This is a genomic window from Streptomyces liangshanensis (genome assembly GCF_011694815.1).
GTDB classification, from domain to species: Bacteria; Actinomycetota; Actinomycetes; order Streptomycetales; family Streptomycetaceae; genus Streptomyces; species Streptomyces liangshanensis.
Map to the genome: position 1 here is coordinate 2,322,743 of NZ_CP050177.1, position 15,402 is coordinate 2,338,144.

Genomic DNA, 15,402 nt, shown 5'->3' on the forward strand with positions numbered 1-15,402 from the left:
GCCTTGCGTCCGGGGCGGGTTGGGGCGAGGTCAGCTCCGGGTCGCGTACACGATGAGGTTGTCGACCGGGTGCCCCTGGGCGTCGAACGCGCCGTCGCAGGTGATCAGGCGCAGGGCCCGCGCCGCGGTGGGCCCGTAGACCTTCTGCGAGGGGAAGGCCTTCTTGTCGACCGTCTCGGTGCCGGTGACGGTGAAGTGGGCGGTCGCGCCACCGGTGTCGCGTACGGCGATGTCCGCGCCCTTGCGGATCTTCTTGAGGTCGTGGAAGACGGCCCGCCCGAGGTGGGTGCTGTTGTGGCCGATGATCACGGCGGCGCCGGGCTGTCCGGGGACGGCTCCGCCCGTGTACCAGCCGGCCGTCATGCCCCGGTCCGCCGGGGGCACCTCGACCGTGCCGTCCTGGTTGAGGCCGAGGGCCATCAGGGAGCTGTCGACGCCGAGGGACGGGATGGTGACGCGGGCCGGGTCGGCGGCGGGCGGCGCGGACGGGCGCGTACCGCCGGATCCGTCCGCGGCCGGGGAGCCGGCCGAACCGTCCGACGCGGCCGAGGCGGACGGCGGGGCGTCGGCGCGGGCGCCGGAGCCGTCGCCCGGGCCGGACGAGCAGCCGGCGGCGAGGAGGGCGAGGCCGGCGAGGACGCCCGCCGGGGCGGCCGCGAGACGGGCGCGCGCGGGGCGCCCTGTCCCGGTCCGCCGGGCGGGCCGGCGCGGGCCCTGCCGGAGGTCCTGCGGAACACGGGTCAGGGAGGGGACACGAGGCATGGAAGGGCTCCTGGGGCGGCGTGCGGGTCCCGTCCCGCCCTTCGCGTCGTCACGAGGCCGGCGGGAAGGGCGGAACGGCCCGAGGGGCCCCCGTCCGGTGTGGACGGAGGCCCCCCGGGGGACGGTCAGCTGGCGCGGTGGGCGGTGACGGTGGTGCTACGGCGGCGGATCACGTACGCGCCCGCGCCGGCGAGCAGCGCGAGGCCGGCGGCCGAACCGGCGAGCGCGGCGGTGTCGCTGCCGCCCGACGCGGGCCGTTCGCCGGCCGCGACGCCGCCGCGCGGCACCGCCGAGACGCGCGCGCCGCCCCGCGCGGGGGCCGGGGCCGGGGTGGTGGCGGCCTCGGCCGCCGCCCTCGTGCGGTCCTGCGGGGCGGGCTGCGCCGCCCGGGTCGGGGCCTGGGCGTCGCGCGCCGGGGCCGGACGGCCGGCGGCGGTCCGGTCGGGCTTCGCCGACGCCGGCGCGTCGGACGCGAAGGCGGCGGCGGACGGCGCGACGACGGCGCAGAGTGTCGCGGCGATCAGCACGACGGAACGCGCGGAAGGACGGTGAGTCATGGGAGTGGCTCCATTCCAGCGGGAAATCGGTGGAGCCCGGGGTCCCGTCGGGCGGGATCCCGGGCTCGCTCCCAGGCTGGCGTGAAGTTATGAGGAACCTGTCAGGGCGCTGTGGTCATCACATCAGCGCACCGCGCGGGCAGGCCCCGGACGGCAGGTCCTACAGGGCGACCGAGGTCGCGTGCGCGCCGGTCGCGCTCTGCGCCAGCCACTGGGACCAGGTCAGGTTGAAGTCGGCGTATCCGTTGTCGCCCGCCGCGTTGCCGCGCGGGGAGCCCGTGATGGTGACCGGGTCGCCCTGCTTCACGTAGTCGTAGAACCACTTGGCGTCGGCCAGCGACAGGTGCACGCAGCCGTGCGAGCCGCTGCTGTGGCCGGGGTAGGGGTCGCCGGTGGAGTAGTGGATGTACGTCCCCGAGCTGGTCAGCTGGACGTCCCAGGGCAGCGTCAGGTCGTAGTAGTCGGGGCTCTTCTTGTCGCACGTGATGTTCACGCTGCACGACGTCATCCGGACCGTCTTCGCCTTGCCCATCACGGCCATCGTGCCGTCCCAGGAGGGCCAGCTCTTGCTGCCCGCGTCGATGGGGAGGGTGCGGACGACCTTGCCGTCGCGGCTCACCTTCATCGTGTGGCCGGGGGCGGAGACCGTGACCTGCGTGTCGCTGCCGACGGTGAAGCTGTGGTGGTACGCGTGGGTCCCGTAGCGGCCGTGGCCGTCGGTGACGCCGGTCAGCTCGGCGTCCAGGGTCACCTTCGTCCCGCTCGGCCAGTACGACGCGGGCCGCCAGTCCACGCGCTGGTCGCCGAACCAGTGCCAGGCCCCGTTCACCGGGACGGACGTGGTCAGCTTCAGATGCTTCTCGATGCCGGCGCGGGCCGACGTCGCGACGGGGTCGGTGAAGTTGACCGAGACGGGCATCGCCACGCCGACGGTCGTGCCGGTCTGCGGGGTGATGGTGTTCAGCAGCATCGGCGGTCCGGCCGGCCGGGACGGCTTGGGGCTCGCCGTGTGCGCGGTACGGGTGGTGGTCCCCGCGCCGGCGCCCGAGGCGGCGCCGGTGGCGGCACCCGAGGCGGAGGCGCCCGCCCCGCAGGCGGTCGCGCCCAGCAGCACCGCGGTGGTGGCCAGCACGATGCCTATGCCACCGCCCTTGATCCGGCCCGTGCCGAAGCGCCTCGCCGTACCCCTGCCCCTGCTGCTGCCGACGCTCCCGCGCGTGCGCGTGCCCATTCCGTGCTCCACTCCGTCAATTGCCCCAGGACCTGACATCCGCCCCGTTCGCCGTCCCCGTACCCATAGAGACACGGACCATGGGAAAGCGGTTGCATGGCGCACGTAAAGCAACGGCCAAAACGGCGGGTGCGGACCCGTGAGGGCCCGCACCCGCCGTCGGTGAGGAATCAGGTCGGTCAGACGTCCGCGATGGGCGCGCGACCCTGCTCCTGCTTCTTCTGGACGGGCAGGAACGTGGCGATCACGTACTTGTAGAACGCCGCGCCGACGAGTCCGCCGATGAGCGGGGCGACGATCGGGATCCACCAGTAGAAGTTGCCGTACTGGTCCCGCCAGGCCGTGTCGTACCCCGTGATGTAGCTCGCGAGGCGGGGGCCGAAGTCACGGGCCGGGTTGATCGCGTACCCGGCGTCCGCGCCCCACGCCATCCCGAGGGCGACCACGAGCAGACCCGTGATCAGCGCGCCGAGGTTGGCGCCGGGGGGCGTGTTCAGCAGGTCGGTGATGGCGAAGATGACCAGCACCAGCAGCGCCGTACCGATCACCTGGTCACGGAACGCGCCCCACTCGCTGACCGGCAGCGTCCCGTTGCCGGGGAGGGTGGAGAAGACCGTCTGGGTCTTGAACGTGTGACCCGGGTCGAACTTCGCCAGGATCTCGGTGTAGTTCCACCGCACCAGCAGCGCCGCGCAGAACGCGCCGAGCGTCTGGGCCACGGCGTACGGCGCCACCTTGCGCCACGAGAAGCCGCGGAAGACCGCGAGGGACAGGGTCACCGCGGGGTTGAGATGGGCCCCGCTGACCCGGGCCGCCACGTACACACCGAGCATGACGCCGAAGCCCCACGCCCAGGCGATGCTGTCGTGGTCGCCCAGCCCCGGTGCCTGGACCTGCGCCACCACACCGCATCCGAACATGATGAGGATGAAGGTGCCGGCGAACTCCGCGGCCATCTCCCCGAGGAGGGTGTTCCTCAATCCTTTTGCCATGAGCGCCTGCCTCCACTAGTTCCGAGCCGCGGTCATGACCAAATAAGCATGAAACGGTCATATCGGCAGGATGGTGGAGGCATATGAGTGACGGGCGATCAGGGGCGGATACGGGTGAGGCCCGGCCGGAGCCGGGCCTCACGCGCGGAGCGGGGTCACTCGCCCTTGCGGGCGGCCCAGAACTCGTCGAAGGTCAGCAGGCCGTCGCCGTTGGCGTCGTGGGCGTTGATGACGGCCTGCGCCACGGTCTCGGTGACGTGGAAGTCACCGAGCTGGGCCATGGCGCTCTTGTACTCCACCGCCGTGATGAGCCCGTCGCCGTCGGCGTCGAACCGGTCGAATGCCTTGCGCGCGTCGTCGATGTCCGCCACTGTGTCCGCCCCTTCGTTCATGCTGTGTTGACGGACCCAGATTATCCGCCCGCACTCACCCGAACGGCGGCAGCCCGCCCGGCGGGGGCGACGCGCCGCGGTCAGCCGCGCCAGGGGCGGTAGTGCGGGTTGTCCACGCAGTCCGCCATGATCTCGACCTTCTTCTTCCGGTCCACCGGACACGCGCCGACGATGTGCTCGCGGGCGATGCCGCCGATGAAGGCGACCTCCTCCTGGGACGCCCACTTGTGGGTGTCCCCGATGGTCTTGTTGACGTCGATCCCGCCCGGGGCGTCGACGTAGTAGTTGTAGCCGCTCTTCCACTGCTTGTAGAGGTCGTGGTCGAAGGTGGTGGAGACGTACGGGGAGTCCTGGTTGACGAGCACGTACTTCTCGATGTCGTACTGCCCGTCCAGCGGCGCCTTGGGGTGGAAGCCCTGTTCGAAGACGACCTCGGGCGCCCGGCCGTCGGCGCGGTAGAGCTGACGGCAGTCGGCGCGCCAGGCGGGCTCGGGGGTGATGCGGCTCAGGTCGACCCGGCGGTCCGCGGCGGCGAACAGCGGGTCGTAGAGGACGGGGCAGGACGCGGGGGCGGCCAGGGCGGCGGGCGCGGCGGCGGTCACGGCCGCGGGGGCGGCGGTACGGGGGGCGGCGGGGGCCGCCTCGGTGACGGTGGCGGGGACCAGTACGGCGGAGACGGACAGGACGAGCGCGGCGGCCCGGCGCCGCAGACGAGAGGTGATCATGGGGAGCACCCTCCCGCCCGTACGGGGGAAGTAGGGGGACCGTCACCCGTACGGCGGCGTGTCTCTGGCGAACTCCAGCCATCGAATGGCGAGTTGTGGCCACGGAAAGCCACTCGGGTGGCCCAAGGGGGACGTTCGTGGGGGGGCGGCCGACAGAAAGTCAGGGCGCCTGGCGGTCGGCGACGCGCATCTCGAACCAGGTCGTCTTGCCCCGGGGCAGCAGGTCCACGCCCCAGCGGTCGGACAGTTTGTCCACCAGGAAGAGTCCGCGCCCGCTGGTGTCCATCGCCTGAACCGGCATCAGACAGGGCAGTCCGCGCGACGGGTCGCGCACCTCGATCCGGATCCAGCCTCGGCGACGGACCATGCGTAACCCGAACACCCGGGCGCCCGTGTGGCGCACCGCGTTGCCGACGAGTTCGGAGACGAGGAGGACGGCGTGCTCGGCCGTCTGCGGGGACAGCGACCACTGGCGCAGCACCACGCTGTGGGTGAGCCGGCGGGCGGCCGCGGCGGACTCGGGGCGGGAGGGGAGCCGCACCTCGCCGTCCGTCGGATTGCCGTACAACTCCAGGGCTTTGAGCGCCTGTTCGTCCTCGGCGGCCGGAATCCGACGCGCAGCGGTCGCACTGCCGCGCTGCCGCGGCTGCTCCACACCCTCCAGGCCCGCCATGTCTCCCATCATGGCTGCCCCGAGGGGTCCCCGGGGGCGTTCCTCGGGATTCCACCCCCCGGAATGAGTCATTCCAGGGAGGGCGTCCGGCATATGCCAAGGGCACCAGACGCCCTCCCGCAGCCCCTCTGACCTGCGATGACAACGCGCATTCAGATGATCACCATCAGCGATCACGGCAATTTCCTTAAGGTTCTCTTAAGGTTGCGATAAGCCGTGCGCGCGGTTGACGAGAGCCGGGAGCAGAAGGGCCGATCAGAGGAAGGTCGCCTTGCCGGGACCGTCCTCCACGAACGAGCGCATCCCGCGCTCCCGGTCCTCCGTCGCGAACAGGCTTGCGAACCAGGTGCGTTCGATCGCGAGGCCCGTCTCCAGGTCCGTCTCCAGACCCGCGTCGACGCTCTCCTTGGCGGCGCGCAGCGCCAGAGCGGGCCCCTGGGCGAGCTTCGCCGCCCACGCGTGCGCCTGCTCGTACACCTCGGCGGCGGGGACCACCCGGTCGACCAAGCCGATCGCCAGGGCCTCGTCGGCCCGTACCTGACGGCCCGTGAAGATGAGGTCCTTGGCGCGGGAGGGGCCGATCAGCCGGGCCAGCCGCTGGGTGCCGCCGGCGCCCGGGATCAGGCCCAGCAGGATCTCGGGCTGGCCGAGCTTCGCGTTGTCGGCGGCGATCCGGTAGTCCGCGCAGAGCGTCAACTCGCAGCCCCCGCCGAGCGCGTAGCCGGTGACGGCCGCGACGACGGGCTTGGGGATGCGGGCGACGGCGGTGAACGCCTCCTGGAGGGCCCGGGAGCGCAGCACCATCGCCGCGTGGTCCATGTCCCGCATCTCCTTGATGTCGGCGCCGGCCGCGAAGACCTTCTCGCCGCCGTACAGGATCACGGCCCGTACGTCGTCACGGCGGCCGGCCTCGCCGGCCAGCTCGCGCAGCCGGTCCTGGATCGAGGCGTTCAGCGCGTTCATCGGGGGACGGTCGAGCCGGATCGTGCCGACGCCGTCGGAGACTTCGAGGTTCACGGTAGCCATGGGAGGCAGGTTAACGGGGATTAACGGAGGCGGGCCCGGTGCACTTGGTCACAGTGCGCCGGGCCCGGCCGTTCAAGGGGTCGTACGAGTGGTGCGTACGGGTGGTGCGTACGGTGGAGGCGGACCTACTTCGTCCACTCCGCCCAGGACATGTTCCAGCCGTTGAGGCCGTTGTCCGGGGCGATCTGCTTGTCCTTGGAGTTCTTGACGATCACCACGTCGCCGATGATCGACTCGTTGAAGAACCACGCCGACGGCGTGCCGTTCTTGCCGCCGCCTCGCAGGTCCCGCAGCCCCACGCAGCCGTGGCTGACGTTGGCGGAGCCGAACGTCCCCGAGGACGCCCAGTAGTTGCCGTGCACGAAGGTGCCCGAGGTGGACAGCCGGATCGCGTGCGGCACGTCCTTGATGTCGTACTCGCCGCCGAAGCCGACGGTCGCGCCGTTCATGCGCGTGACCTCGTACTTCTCGCTCATCACCATCTGGCCGTTGTACGTGGTGGTCGACGGCGCGCCCGCGGTGATCGGGATGTTCTTGATCTGCTTGCCGTCCCGCACGACCTTCATCGTGTGGGCCTTCGCGTCGACCGTCGAGACCTGGCTGCGGCCGATGGTGAACGAGAACGTCTTGGCCTGCTCGCCGTAGACGCCCGGGCGCCCCTCGACCCCGTCGAGGTTGAGCTTGACGGTCACCTTCGTGCCCGCGGCCCAGTACCTCTCGGGCCGGAAGTCCAGCCGGTCGTTGCCGAACCAGTGGCCCTCGACGGGTACGGACGGCTCCGCCGTCACCGTGATGGCCTTCTCCACGGCGTCGGGCTCGGTGATGCCCCGGGAGAAGTTGATCGAGACCGGCATGCCGACGCCGACGGTCGAACCGTTCTCCGGCGTGTACTGGCCGATGAAGGTGTTCTGCGGCACGAGCGTCGTGAAGGTGGTGTCCTTGGCGGACTCCCGGCCGTCGGCGTCCTTGGCTATCGCGTGCACCTTGTACTTGGTCGAACCCGCGAGGTGCTGGGTCGGCTCCCAGTCGGCGCCGTTCGGGGTCGTCTTCCCCTCGACCACGTTGCCCTTGTCGTCCTTGACGACGACCGAGGTCAACTTGCCCTTGTCGGCCGAGACCTTGAGGACCCCGGTCGTGGCGACGGACTTGGAGCCGTCCTTGGGGGCGACCGTCACGACCGCGACGGACGCGGCGTTCCGTACCGCCGCCGCGTCCTTGGTGCCGCCCTTCTCACCGGGGGCGCTCTTGTCGGCGCTGTCGCCGCCGCCCCCGCACGCGGTGACCACCAGGAGCAATCCTCCCAGCGCGAGCGCCGTCAGCCCGCGCTTCCCGCGTCCCCGTCCCCGGCCCTGTGGCCCGGGCACGGCTCCCACCGAAGTCCCCGATATCGGCACGCCGTTCACCATGGTCGTCTCCCCTCGCACGGCCTGGCCCCGCCACGGCCCGCACTCTCGCGCGCCGATCGCACGCGCCCAGCGTCAGACAATCACATCGCGTGCATGGGGAAGATCTCGCGATTGTCACCGTTCCGTCCCAACGGGCGCAGGTCAGTGGAGTGCGGAGCCCGCTTTCCACGCGGGCCAGTCCATGTTCCAACCGCCGAGTCCGTTGTCGGGGGCGACGATCCGGTCGCGTGAGCGGACCACCTCGACCACGTCACCGATCAGGGTCCGGTCGAAGAACCAGCCGGCCGGCGTGTCCTCGCCGCCGCCCTTGACGTCCAGCAGCCCGACACACCCGTGGCTGACGTTGGCGGAGCCGAACGTGGCGGGCGCGGCCCAGTAGTTGCCGTGCAGGAAGGTGCCGGAGGTCGTCAGCCGGATCGCGTGCGGCACGTCCTTGATGTCGTACTCCCCGCCGAAGCCCACCGTCCTGCCGTCCATGCGGGTGACGTCGTGCAGCTCCGTGACCACCATCTTCCCGTTGTACGTGGGGGTCTTGGCGGCGCCCGCCGTGATCGGCAGCGTCGAGATCAGCTCGCCGTCGCGCCGTACCTCCATCGTGTGCTTCTCCGCGTCCACGAGGGAGATCTGCGAGCGGCCCACGGTGAAGCCGGTCGTCCGCTCCTGGATGCCGAGGACGCCCGGCGCGGCCTCGACGTCCCGGAGCCGGACCGCGACGGTCACCTCGGTGCCCGGCGCCCAGTACCCCCGCGGCCGGAAGTCGAGCCGCTCGTCGCCGAACCAGTGGCCGACGACCTCGACCGGCGGGTCCGAGGTGACCTCGATGGCCCGCTCGACGGCCGCGCGGTCGCGGATCGTCCGGTTGAAGTCGAAGGAGACGATCATCCCGGCGCCCACGGTGGAGCGGTTCTCGGGCGAGAAGTAGCCGATGAAGCGGTCCTTGGGGACGGCCGTCGTGAAGGTGGTGTGCCGGGCGGAGCGCCGGCCCGCGCCGTCGACGGCGACCGCGTCGACGCTGTACTTGGCCGACGGCGCGACCCGCGCGCCGCTCGCCGGCCGCCAGGACCGGCGGTCCGGGGACGTACGGCCCGGCAGCTCGGTGCGCCGCCCGTCCTCGATCCGCGCCACCGTGACGCGCTCGATGCGGCCGTCCGGCACCCGCACCTCGATCCGCCCGGACACCCGGACGGACTTCGCGCCGTCCTCGGGGGTGATCCGGATCGTGTCGCCCGGGGCCCCCGACTTCCCTTCGAGCAGGCCCCCGCTCCCGGTGCATCCCGCGAGCCCGGCGAGGGCCGCCACCAGTCCCGCTCCTGCCAGGGCGACGGCCGCGCCGGTCCTTGCCCGCTTCAGTACGTGTCTCACGCACCGCCCAACGACCACCCCCCTCCGGGGGAAACGTGAGGGCGGGGTCCCATGAGGGAAGAAGAGAGGGAGGACCACGCGAGGAGAGCCACGGCCGGGACGCCGTGGGCACCGATCCGCGAGGCCGGACGAGTCGCGGGAGGCCGGTCAGGTGGCGAGCGCAGCCGAGCAGAAGGCAGTGCAGGAGTCGGTGCGGGAGAGGGAGAGAGCGGGGGCCGGGTCGGGGACACCGGGATGGGCGCCCGACGCCGACGGGGGTGCGTCCGGGGACGCGAACGGGGGCGTGGACGGGGTCGGGGGCTACGGGGGCGGCGGGAGTGGCGGGTCGCTCGTTGTGGTGGGCGGTGAGGCGCGGCCCCGGACCGGGATGCGGCACCGGGACGTGTGGCCGGGGGCGCCCACGCCGCTCGGGGCGCGCTACCGCGTCGGGCCCGACGGCGTCGCGGGCACCAACTTCGCGCTCTGGGCCGGGGGCGCGGAGGCCGTCGAGGTGTGCCTCTTCGACGACGGCCCGCGCGGTCCGGGGACGGTCGAGACGCGGCTGCCGCTGGCCGAGCTGACCCATGAGATCTGGCACGGCTTCGTGCCCGGCGTCCGGCCGGGCCAGCGGTACGGCTTCCGGGTCCACGGCCGCTGGGATCCCTGGACCGGCGCCCGCTGGAACCCGGCGAAGCTGCTCCTCGACCCGTACGCCCGCGCGGTCGACGGCGACTTCCGGCTGCCGCCCGAGGTCTACGGCCACGTACGCGACTGGCCGCAGCAGCAGGTCGCCGACACCGTCCGCGACGAACGCGACTCCGCCCCGTACGTCCCCAAGGGGGTCGTCGTCCACGACGACGCGCCCGACGACGAGTGGGCCGACGACCGGCGCCCGAAGACGCCCTGGGCCGACTCGGTCATCTACGAGCTGCACGTGAAGGGCTTCACCAAGCTCCACCCCGGCATCCCGGAGGAGCTGCGCGGTACGTACGCGGGCCTCGCCCACCCCGCCGCGATCGACCACCTCCAGCGGCTCGGCGTGACCGCCGTCGAGCTGCTCCCGGTGCACCAGTTCGCCCACGAGGACCACCTGCTGCGCCGGGGCCTGCACAACTACTGGGGCTACAACTCGATCGGCTACTTCGCCCCGCACGCGGGCTACGCGGCGGGCGGCACCCGGGGCCAACAGGTCGAGGAGTTCAAGGCGATGGTGCGCGCCCTGCACGCGGCGGGCATCGAGGTCATCCTCGACGTCGTCTACAACCACACCGCCGAGGCCGGCGAGCAGGGCCCGACGCTGTCCCTGCGCGGCATCGACAACCGCGGCTACTACCGCCTCCAGTCCGACCCCCGCCGCTACGCCGACTACACCGGCTGCGGCAACACCCTCCACGTGGTGCAGCCTCAGGTCCTGCGCCTGATCACCGACTCGCTGCGCTACTGGGTGACGGAGATGGGCGTCGACGGCTTCCGCTTCGACCTGGCGGCGGCGCTGGCCCGCTCGATGCATGACGTCGACATGCTGTCGCCGTTCCTCGCGGTGATCGCCCAGGACCCGGTGCTGCGCCGGGTGAAGCTGATCGCCGAGCCGTGGGACGTCGGCAACGGCGGCTACCAGGTGGGGGCCTTCCCGCCGCTGTGGACGGAGTGGAACGACCGCTACCGCGATGCCGTACGGGACTTCTGGCGCGGCGCGCTGCCCGACGTACGGGACCTGGGCTACCGGCTGTCGGGGTCCAGCGACCTGTACGCGTGGGGCGGCCGGCGGCCGTACGCCTCGGTCAACTTCATCACCGCGCACGACGGCTTCACGCTGCGCGACCTGGTGTCGTACGAGCACAAGCACAACGAGGCCAACGGCGAGGGCAACCGGGACGGGACGAACGACAACCGCTCCTGGAACTGCGGGGTGGAGGGCGAGAGCGACGACCCGGCGGTGAACGCCCTGCGGCGGCGGCAGTTGCGCAACCTGCTGACGACGCTCCTCGTCTCGACGGGGGTGCCCATGCTGGTGGCGGGCGACGAGATGGGCCGGACGCAAGGGGGCAGCAACAACGCGTACTGCCAGGACAACGCGGTGAGCTGGCTCGACTGGTCGCTGCTGGACCAGCCGGGCGCGCACGGCCTGTACCGGCTGACGCGCCGCCTGCTGGCCCTGCGGCACGCGCATCCGGTCCTGCGCCGGCGCGCGTTCTTCTCCGGCCGGCCGCAGGCGCCGGACGGGCTGCGGGACCTCGCGTGGTTCACCCCGCGCGGGGCGGAGATGACACCCGATGACTGGTACGCGCCGGCCTCGACGCTCGGGCTCTTCCTGTCCGGGCGGGACATCCCGGGGCGGGACGCGCGCGGCGAGAAGATCACGGACGACAGCTTCCTCACGGTCCTGCACGCGGGCCCGGACCCGGTGGAGTTCGTCCTCCCGGGACCGCCGTGGGCGGAGGCGTACGAACTGGTGGTGGACACCTCGCTGGAGGACCAGGTGGAGGAGCCGGGCACGGTCCACGAGGCGGGCGCGGCGGTGACGCTGCCGGGGAGGTCGGTGCTGCTGTTCCGGGTACGGGCCGCTCCCTAGCCGAGGATGCCCCGGTCGTACGCCACCGCGACCGCCGCCGCCCGGTCCTTGACGCCGAGCTTCGCGTAGAGGTGCGTCAGATGGGTCTTCACCGTCGCCTCGCTGATGAAGAGTTCGGCGGCGATCCCCCGGTTCGGGGTGCCCTTGGCGACCAGCGCCAGGACCTCGCGCTCGCGGGCGGACAGCGGTTCCTCGCGGGCGGCGGCCGGGGTCCTGACCCGGGAGACCAGCCGGGAGGCGACCGCGGGTGAGAGGACCGTGCGCCCGTCGGCCGCCGCCCGCACGGCGGTGAACAGCTCCTCGCGGGGCGCGTCCTTGAGCAGGTAGCCGGTGGCGCCCGCCTCGATCGCGGGCAGGGTGTCGCTGTCCGTGTCGTACGTGGTGAGGACCAGGACCTTGGACCGGGCGCCGCGGCGGGTGAGTTCGGCGATCGCGTCGACCCCGCCGCCGCCCGGCATCCGCAGGTCCATCAGGACGACGTCGGGGTCGAGACGGGTGGCCAGATCCACGCCCGCCACCCCGTCCGCCGCCTCGCCGAGCACCTCGAAGCCGGGAGCGGAGTCGAACATGCCGCGCAGGCCGTCCCGTACGACGGGATGGTCGTCGACGACGATGAGGGTGATGGTGCGCTGCGGGTCAGCCATGGCGGACCAACGGTACGCGAGCGGACACCGCCGTCCCCTCGCCCTCCCCCGATTCGACGGTCACCGCGCCCGCGACCCGCTCGGCGCGGGCGCGCATCCCGTCCAGCCCGAAGCCGCCCGTCCCGGAGCGCGGGGCGAGCGCCGCCGGGTCGAAGCCGAGGCCGTCGTCGCGTACGTCGAGGCACACCTCGTCCCCCATGTACGAGAGGGTGACGCCGACCCGGCCGGCCCGGGCGTGGCGCGCGGTGTTGGCCAGTGCCTCCTGGGCGATACGGAGGAGGGTGGACGCCACCTCGTCGTGGAGCGGCTCCTCCGTGCCGGTCACGGTGAACCCGGCCCGTACCCCGGTGCGTTCGGCCCAGGCGACGACGGTCTTCCTGAGCGCCTCGGGCAGCGCGTCGGCATCCAGCTCGGCCGGGCTCAGGTTCTGCACCGACCTGCGGGCCTCGCCGAGGCTGTGCCGGGCGAGGGCGGTGGCCCGCGCCACGTGCGCGCGAACGAGGTCGGGGTCCCGCGTGCCGGTGACGACCTGGAGCTGGGCGATGATCCCGGTCAGCCCCTGCGCGATGGTGTCGTGGATCTCGGCGGCGAGGCGGCGGCGCTCGTCGGCGACGCCGGCCTCCCGGGCCTGGACGAGGAGCTGGGCGTGGAGTCCGGCGTTCTCCGCGAGGGCCAGCTCCAGCCGGGCGTTGGCGCGTTCCAGCTCGGCGATGGTGGCCGCCTTCTCCTCGGCGACCTCGGCCTCCTTGGAGCCGAGGTGCGCGAAGAGGAGGGCGAGCGAGCTGTTGATGACGAAGAGCCCGCCGAAGAGCACCCAGCCGAGGGGTCCCTGGGGCGGCAGTCCGCCGGACTGCGAGCCCGCCAGGGTCAGGGCGGTGATGAGCAGCCCCGCCTTCACCGCGCGCCTGGGCAGGAGGTGGGAGACGTCGAAGTAGCCGGTCGCGGCGAAGACGGCGAAGAGCGGGTTGAGCCAGGTCAGCACGAACGCGAGCGTGGTGCGCGCGGTGTAGTAGACCGGGGCGGACAGTGTGCGGTCCGGCCGGTGCCTGGCCCGGCCCCACCACAGTTGGAGTCCGAACGCGGCGAGGACGAGCACCCCCGCCGCGTACAGCTCGCCGCGTGTCATCGCGAAGACCTCGGCGACGGCGGCGGAGATCAGGGTGGAGACGGTCAGCAGGACGTACGCGCCCCAGCGGTAGAACTGCTCCCACCGCGATGCCAGGAAGGCCCCGGCGGGCGTGGTGTCCCGGGTGGTGGCCGCCGGGGCGGTGGCGGCTTCCGTGCCTGTCATGGCCCCAGTGTGCCCGCCCCCGGAGGCGGCCCCGTGGCTCACTCCCACCGGAACCAGCGGACCGCTCCGGCGGTCAGCGCGACCGTCCACAGCGCCAGGACCCCCAGGTGCGCCCAGCTTGGCCAGTCGCCGCGCACGGCCTGGTCGAGGGCCGCCGAGCCGGCGCCGAAGGGGGTGTACGTGACGAGGTGCCGCAGGAGGCCGGGCATCGTCTGGACCGGCACCCACACCCCGGCGGTGAACATGGCCGGGAAGAAGACGGCCGACCCGATGGCCTGCGCGGCCTTCCCCGTACGGGAGACGGCGCAGACCAGCGCGCCCAGGGCGAGGGCGGCCGCCGCCGCGAGGACCAGGGCGAGGACGTACCCGGCGGGCTGTCCCGGCAGCCGTACGCCGAAGGCGGCGCGGCCCACGGCGACGACCAGGACGGCGGAGCACAGGGCGCTCGCGCCGAGGACCGCCAGCTGGGCGGCGAGCAGGGCGGCGGGGCGTACGGGCGTGGTCGACAGCCGCCGCAGGATGCCCCGCTCGCGGTAGCCGGTGAGGACGGGGGGCATGGCCTGGAGCCCGGCCATGATCAGCGCGAGCAGGACGGCGACGGGCACGTACAGGTCGATCACGCGGCGGCCCCCGAGGGCGGCGTCCGGGTCGCGGAAGGACGGGATCAGCCCGAGGACCGTCATCAGGACGGTCGGGAAGGCGACGACCCAGAAGAGGAAGGCGGGCTCGCGGGCGAAGAGGCGGGCCTCGGTCCTGAGGACGGCGAGGGAGGCGGACGTGGCGGTTCCGGACATGTCAGGCCTTCTCTTCTTCGGTGAGGGTGCCGGCGGGCCCGCCCGGCGCGGTGAGGTCGAGGAACGCGTCGTCCAGCGTCGCGTCGGTGATCCGCAGCTGACGGGCCGTGACGTGGTGGCGGGCCAGCAGGGAGACGACCGCGTCGACCGTCTCGTCCGTACCGTTGATGACGATCCGGCCGTCCGTCGTCTCCACGGAGGCGGCCTGGGGCAGCCCCGCCAGCTCGCCGTCGTCCAGCGGGCGGGACGGGACGAAGGAGATGACGGTGGAAGCGGTGGAGCGGCTGATCAGCCCGGCCGGGGTGTCCAGGGCCGCGACCCGGCCCCGGTCGATGACGGCGACCCGGTCGCAGAGCCGCTGGGCCTCCTCCATGAAATGGGTGACGAGCAGCACCGTCACCCCGGAGTCCCTGATCTCCTCGATCAGGCTCCAGGTGTCGCGCCGGGCGCGTGGGTCGAGACCGGTGGTCAGCTCGTCGAGGACGACGACCCGCGGGGAGCCGATGAGGGCGAGCGCGATGAACAGCCGCTGCTTCTGGCCGCCCGACAGCTTCGCGAAGCGCGTCCGGAGCACGGCTTCGAGGCCGAGGCGCTCCGCGAGGGGCCGCCAGGCGGCGGGCGCGCGGTGGAACGCGGCGTACAGCTCCAGCGCCTCGCGCACGGTCAGTTTGGGCTGGAGTTCGCTCTCCTGGAGCTGGGCCCCGAGGATCCGGGTCACCTTTTCGTGGTCGGACACCGGGTCGAGCCCGGCCACCCGGACCGTACCGGCGTCCGGGGTCCTGAGCCCCTCCACGCACTCGACGGTGGTCGTCTTGCCGGCGCCGTTGGACCCGAGGATGCCGAAGATCTCCCCCTCGCCGACCGAGAAGGACACCCCGTCGACGGCGGTCCTGCCGCCGTAGGCCTTGCGCAGGCCGTTCACTTCGATGATCGCCATGGCAACCAGGGTCCCGGGCGGCGGCTCCGTACGGCATCGGCCATCACGCTCGAACCGGC

General features: G+C 72.6%; 15 protein-coding genes. 1 reads left to right on the plus strand and 14 read right to left on the minus strand.

What is annotated here, in order from left to right; translation table 11 throughout:
• Window positions 1-30: 30 nt before the first annotated feature.
• The 10 genes from HA039_RS09785 to HA039_RS09830 form a co-directional block, all read right to left on the minus strand.
• On the minus strand, window positions 31-762 hold the full coding sequence (locus tag HA039_RS09785) for a class F sortase (RefSeq protein WP_167026791.1): 732 nt from the start codon (window positions 760-762) through the stop codon (window positions 31-33).
• Between the two features lie 125 nt (window positions 763-887).
• Window positions 888-1,319, minus strand: coding sequence for a hypothetical protein (locus tag HA039_RS09790; protein ID WP_167026794.1), 432 nt, complete (start codon window positions 1,317-1,319; stop codon window positions 888-890).
• A 160-nt stretch (window positions 1,320-1,479) separates the two neighbouring features.
• A complete protein-coding gene (locus tag HA039_RS09795) occupies window positions 1,480-2,550 on the minus strand; it encodes a L,D-transpeptidase (RefSeq protein WP_167026797.1) in 1,071 nt (356 codons plus the stop codon).
• A 179-nt stretch (window positions 2,551-2,729) separates the two neighbouring features.
• Window positions 2,730-3,542, minus strand: a complete 813-nt coding sequence (locus HA039_RS09800; RefSeq protein ID WP_167026800.1) for an MIP/aquaporin family protein — start codon at window positions 3,540-3,542, stop codon at window positions 2,730-2,732.
• Between the two features lie 155 nt (window positions 3,543-3,697).
• A complete protein-coding gene (locus HA039_RS09805) occupies window positions 3,698-3,913 on the minus strand; it encodes an EF-hand domain-containing protein (RefSeq protein WP_161309364.1) in 216 nt (71 codons plus the stop codon).
• 101 nt (window positions 3,914-4,014) lie between these two features.
• Window positions 4,015-4,659 (minus strand): ADP-ribosyltransferase, encoded by a 645-nt coding sequence (locus tag HA039_RS09810; RefSeq protein ID WP_167026803.1) that lies wholly within the window; start codon window positions 4,657-4,659, stop codon window positions 4,015-4,017.
• A 160-nt stretch (window positions 4,660-4,819) separates the two neighbouring features.
• The gene (locus HA039_RS09815) at window positions 4,820-5,344 is read right to left on the minus strand and encodes an ATP-binding protein (protein WP_208298576.1); all 525 of its coding nucleotides are present in this window, start codon (window positions 5,342-5,344) and stop codon (window positions 4,820-4,822) included.
• Between the two features lie 243 nt (window positions 5,345-5,587).
• Complete coding sequence (locus tag HA039_RS09820; protein ID WP_167026809.1) at window positions 5,588-6,358, minus strand: enoyl-CoA hydratase/isomerase family protein; 771 nt, start codon at window positions 6,356-6,358, stop codon at window positions 5,588-5,590.
• A gap of 125 nt (window positions 6,359-6,483) precedes the next feature.
• Window positions 6,484-7,761, minus strand: coding sequence for a L,D-transpeptidase (locus HA039_RS09825; RefSeq protein WP_243870044.1), 1,278 nt, complete (start codon window positions 7,759-7,761; stop codon window positions 6,484-6,486).
• A 144-nt stretch (window positions 7,762-7,905) separates the two neighbouring features.
• Window positions 7,906-9,126, minus strand: coding sequence for a L,D-transpeptidase (locus HA039_RS09830; RefSeq protein WP_167026815.1), 1,221 nt, complete (start codon window positions 9,124-9,126; stop codon window positions 7,906-7,908).
• Between the two features lie 367 nt (window positions 9,127-9,493).
• Here HA039_RS09830 and glgX point away from each other — a divergent pair, with 367 nt between their 5' ends.
• The gene (gene glgX, locus HA039_RS09835) at window positions 9,494-11,677 is read left to right on the plus strand and encodes a glycogen debranching protein GlgX (protein WP_167036503.1); all 2,184 of its coding nucleotides are present in this window, start codon (window positions 9,494-9,496) and stop codon (window positions 11,675-11,677) included.
• Here glgX and HA039_RS09840 read toward each other — a convergent pair.
• The 4 genes from HA039_RS09840 to HA039_RS09855 are packed head-to-tail and all read right to left on the minus strand — an operon-like array spanning window position 11,674 to window position 15,343.
• Window positions 11,674-12,321 carry a response regulator gene (locus HA039_RS09840; RefSeq protein WP_167026818.1) on the minus strand — a complete coding sequence of 216 codons (648 nt, stop codon included), beginning with the start codon at window positions 12,319-12,321 and terminating at the stop codon, window positions 11,674-11,676. The genes glgX and HA039_RS09840 overlap by 4 nt on opposite strands.
• The gene (locus tag HA039_RS09845) at window positions 12,314-13,612 is read right to left on the minus strand and encodes a sensor histidine kinase (protein WP_167026821.1); all 1,299 of its coding nucleotides are present in this window, start codon (window positions 13,610-13,612) and stop codon (window positions 12,314-12,316) included. Before HA039_RS09845 ends, HA039_RS09840 begins: the two co-directional genes overlap by 8 nt.
• A 38-nt stretch (window positions 13,613-13,650) precedes the next feature.
• Window positions 13,651-14,406 carry an ABC transporter permease gene (locus tag HA039_RS09850; protein ID WP_167026825.1) on the minus strand — a complete coding sequence of 252 codons (756 nt, stop codon included), beginning with the start codon at window positions 14,404-14,406 and terminating at the stop codon, window positions 13,651-13,653.
• Window position 14,407: 1 nt separating this feature from the next.
• Window positions 14,408-15,343, minus strand: coding sequence for an ABC transporter ATP-binding protein (locus HA039_RS09855; protein ID WP_167026827.1), 936 nt, complete (start codon window positions 15,341-15,343; stop codon window positions 14,408-14,410).
• Between the last annotated feature and the right edge of the window lie 59 nt (window positions 15,344-15,402).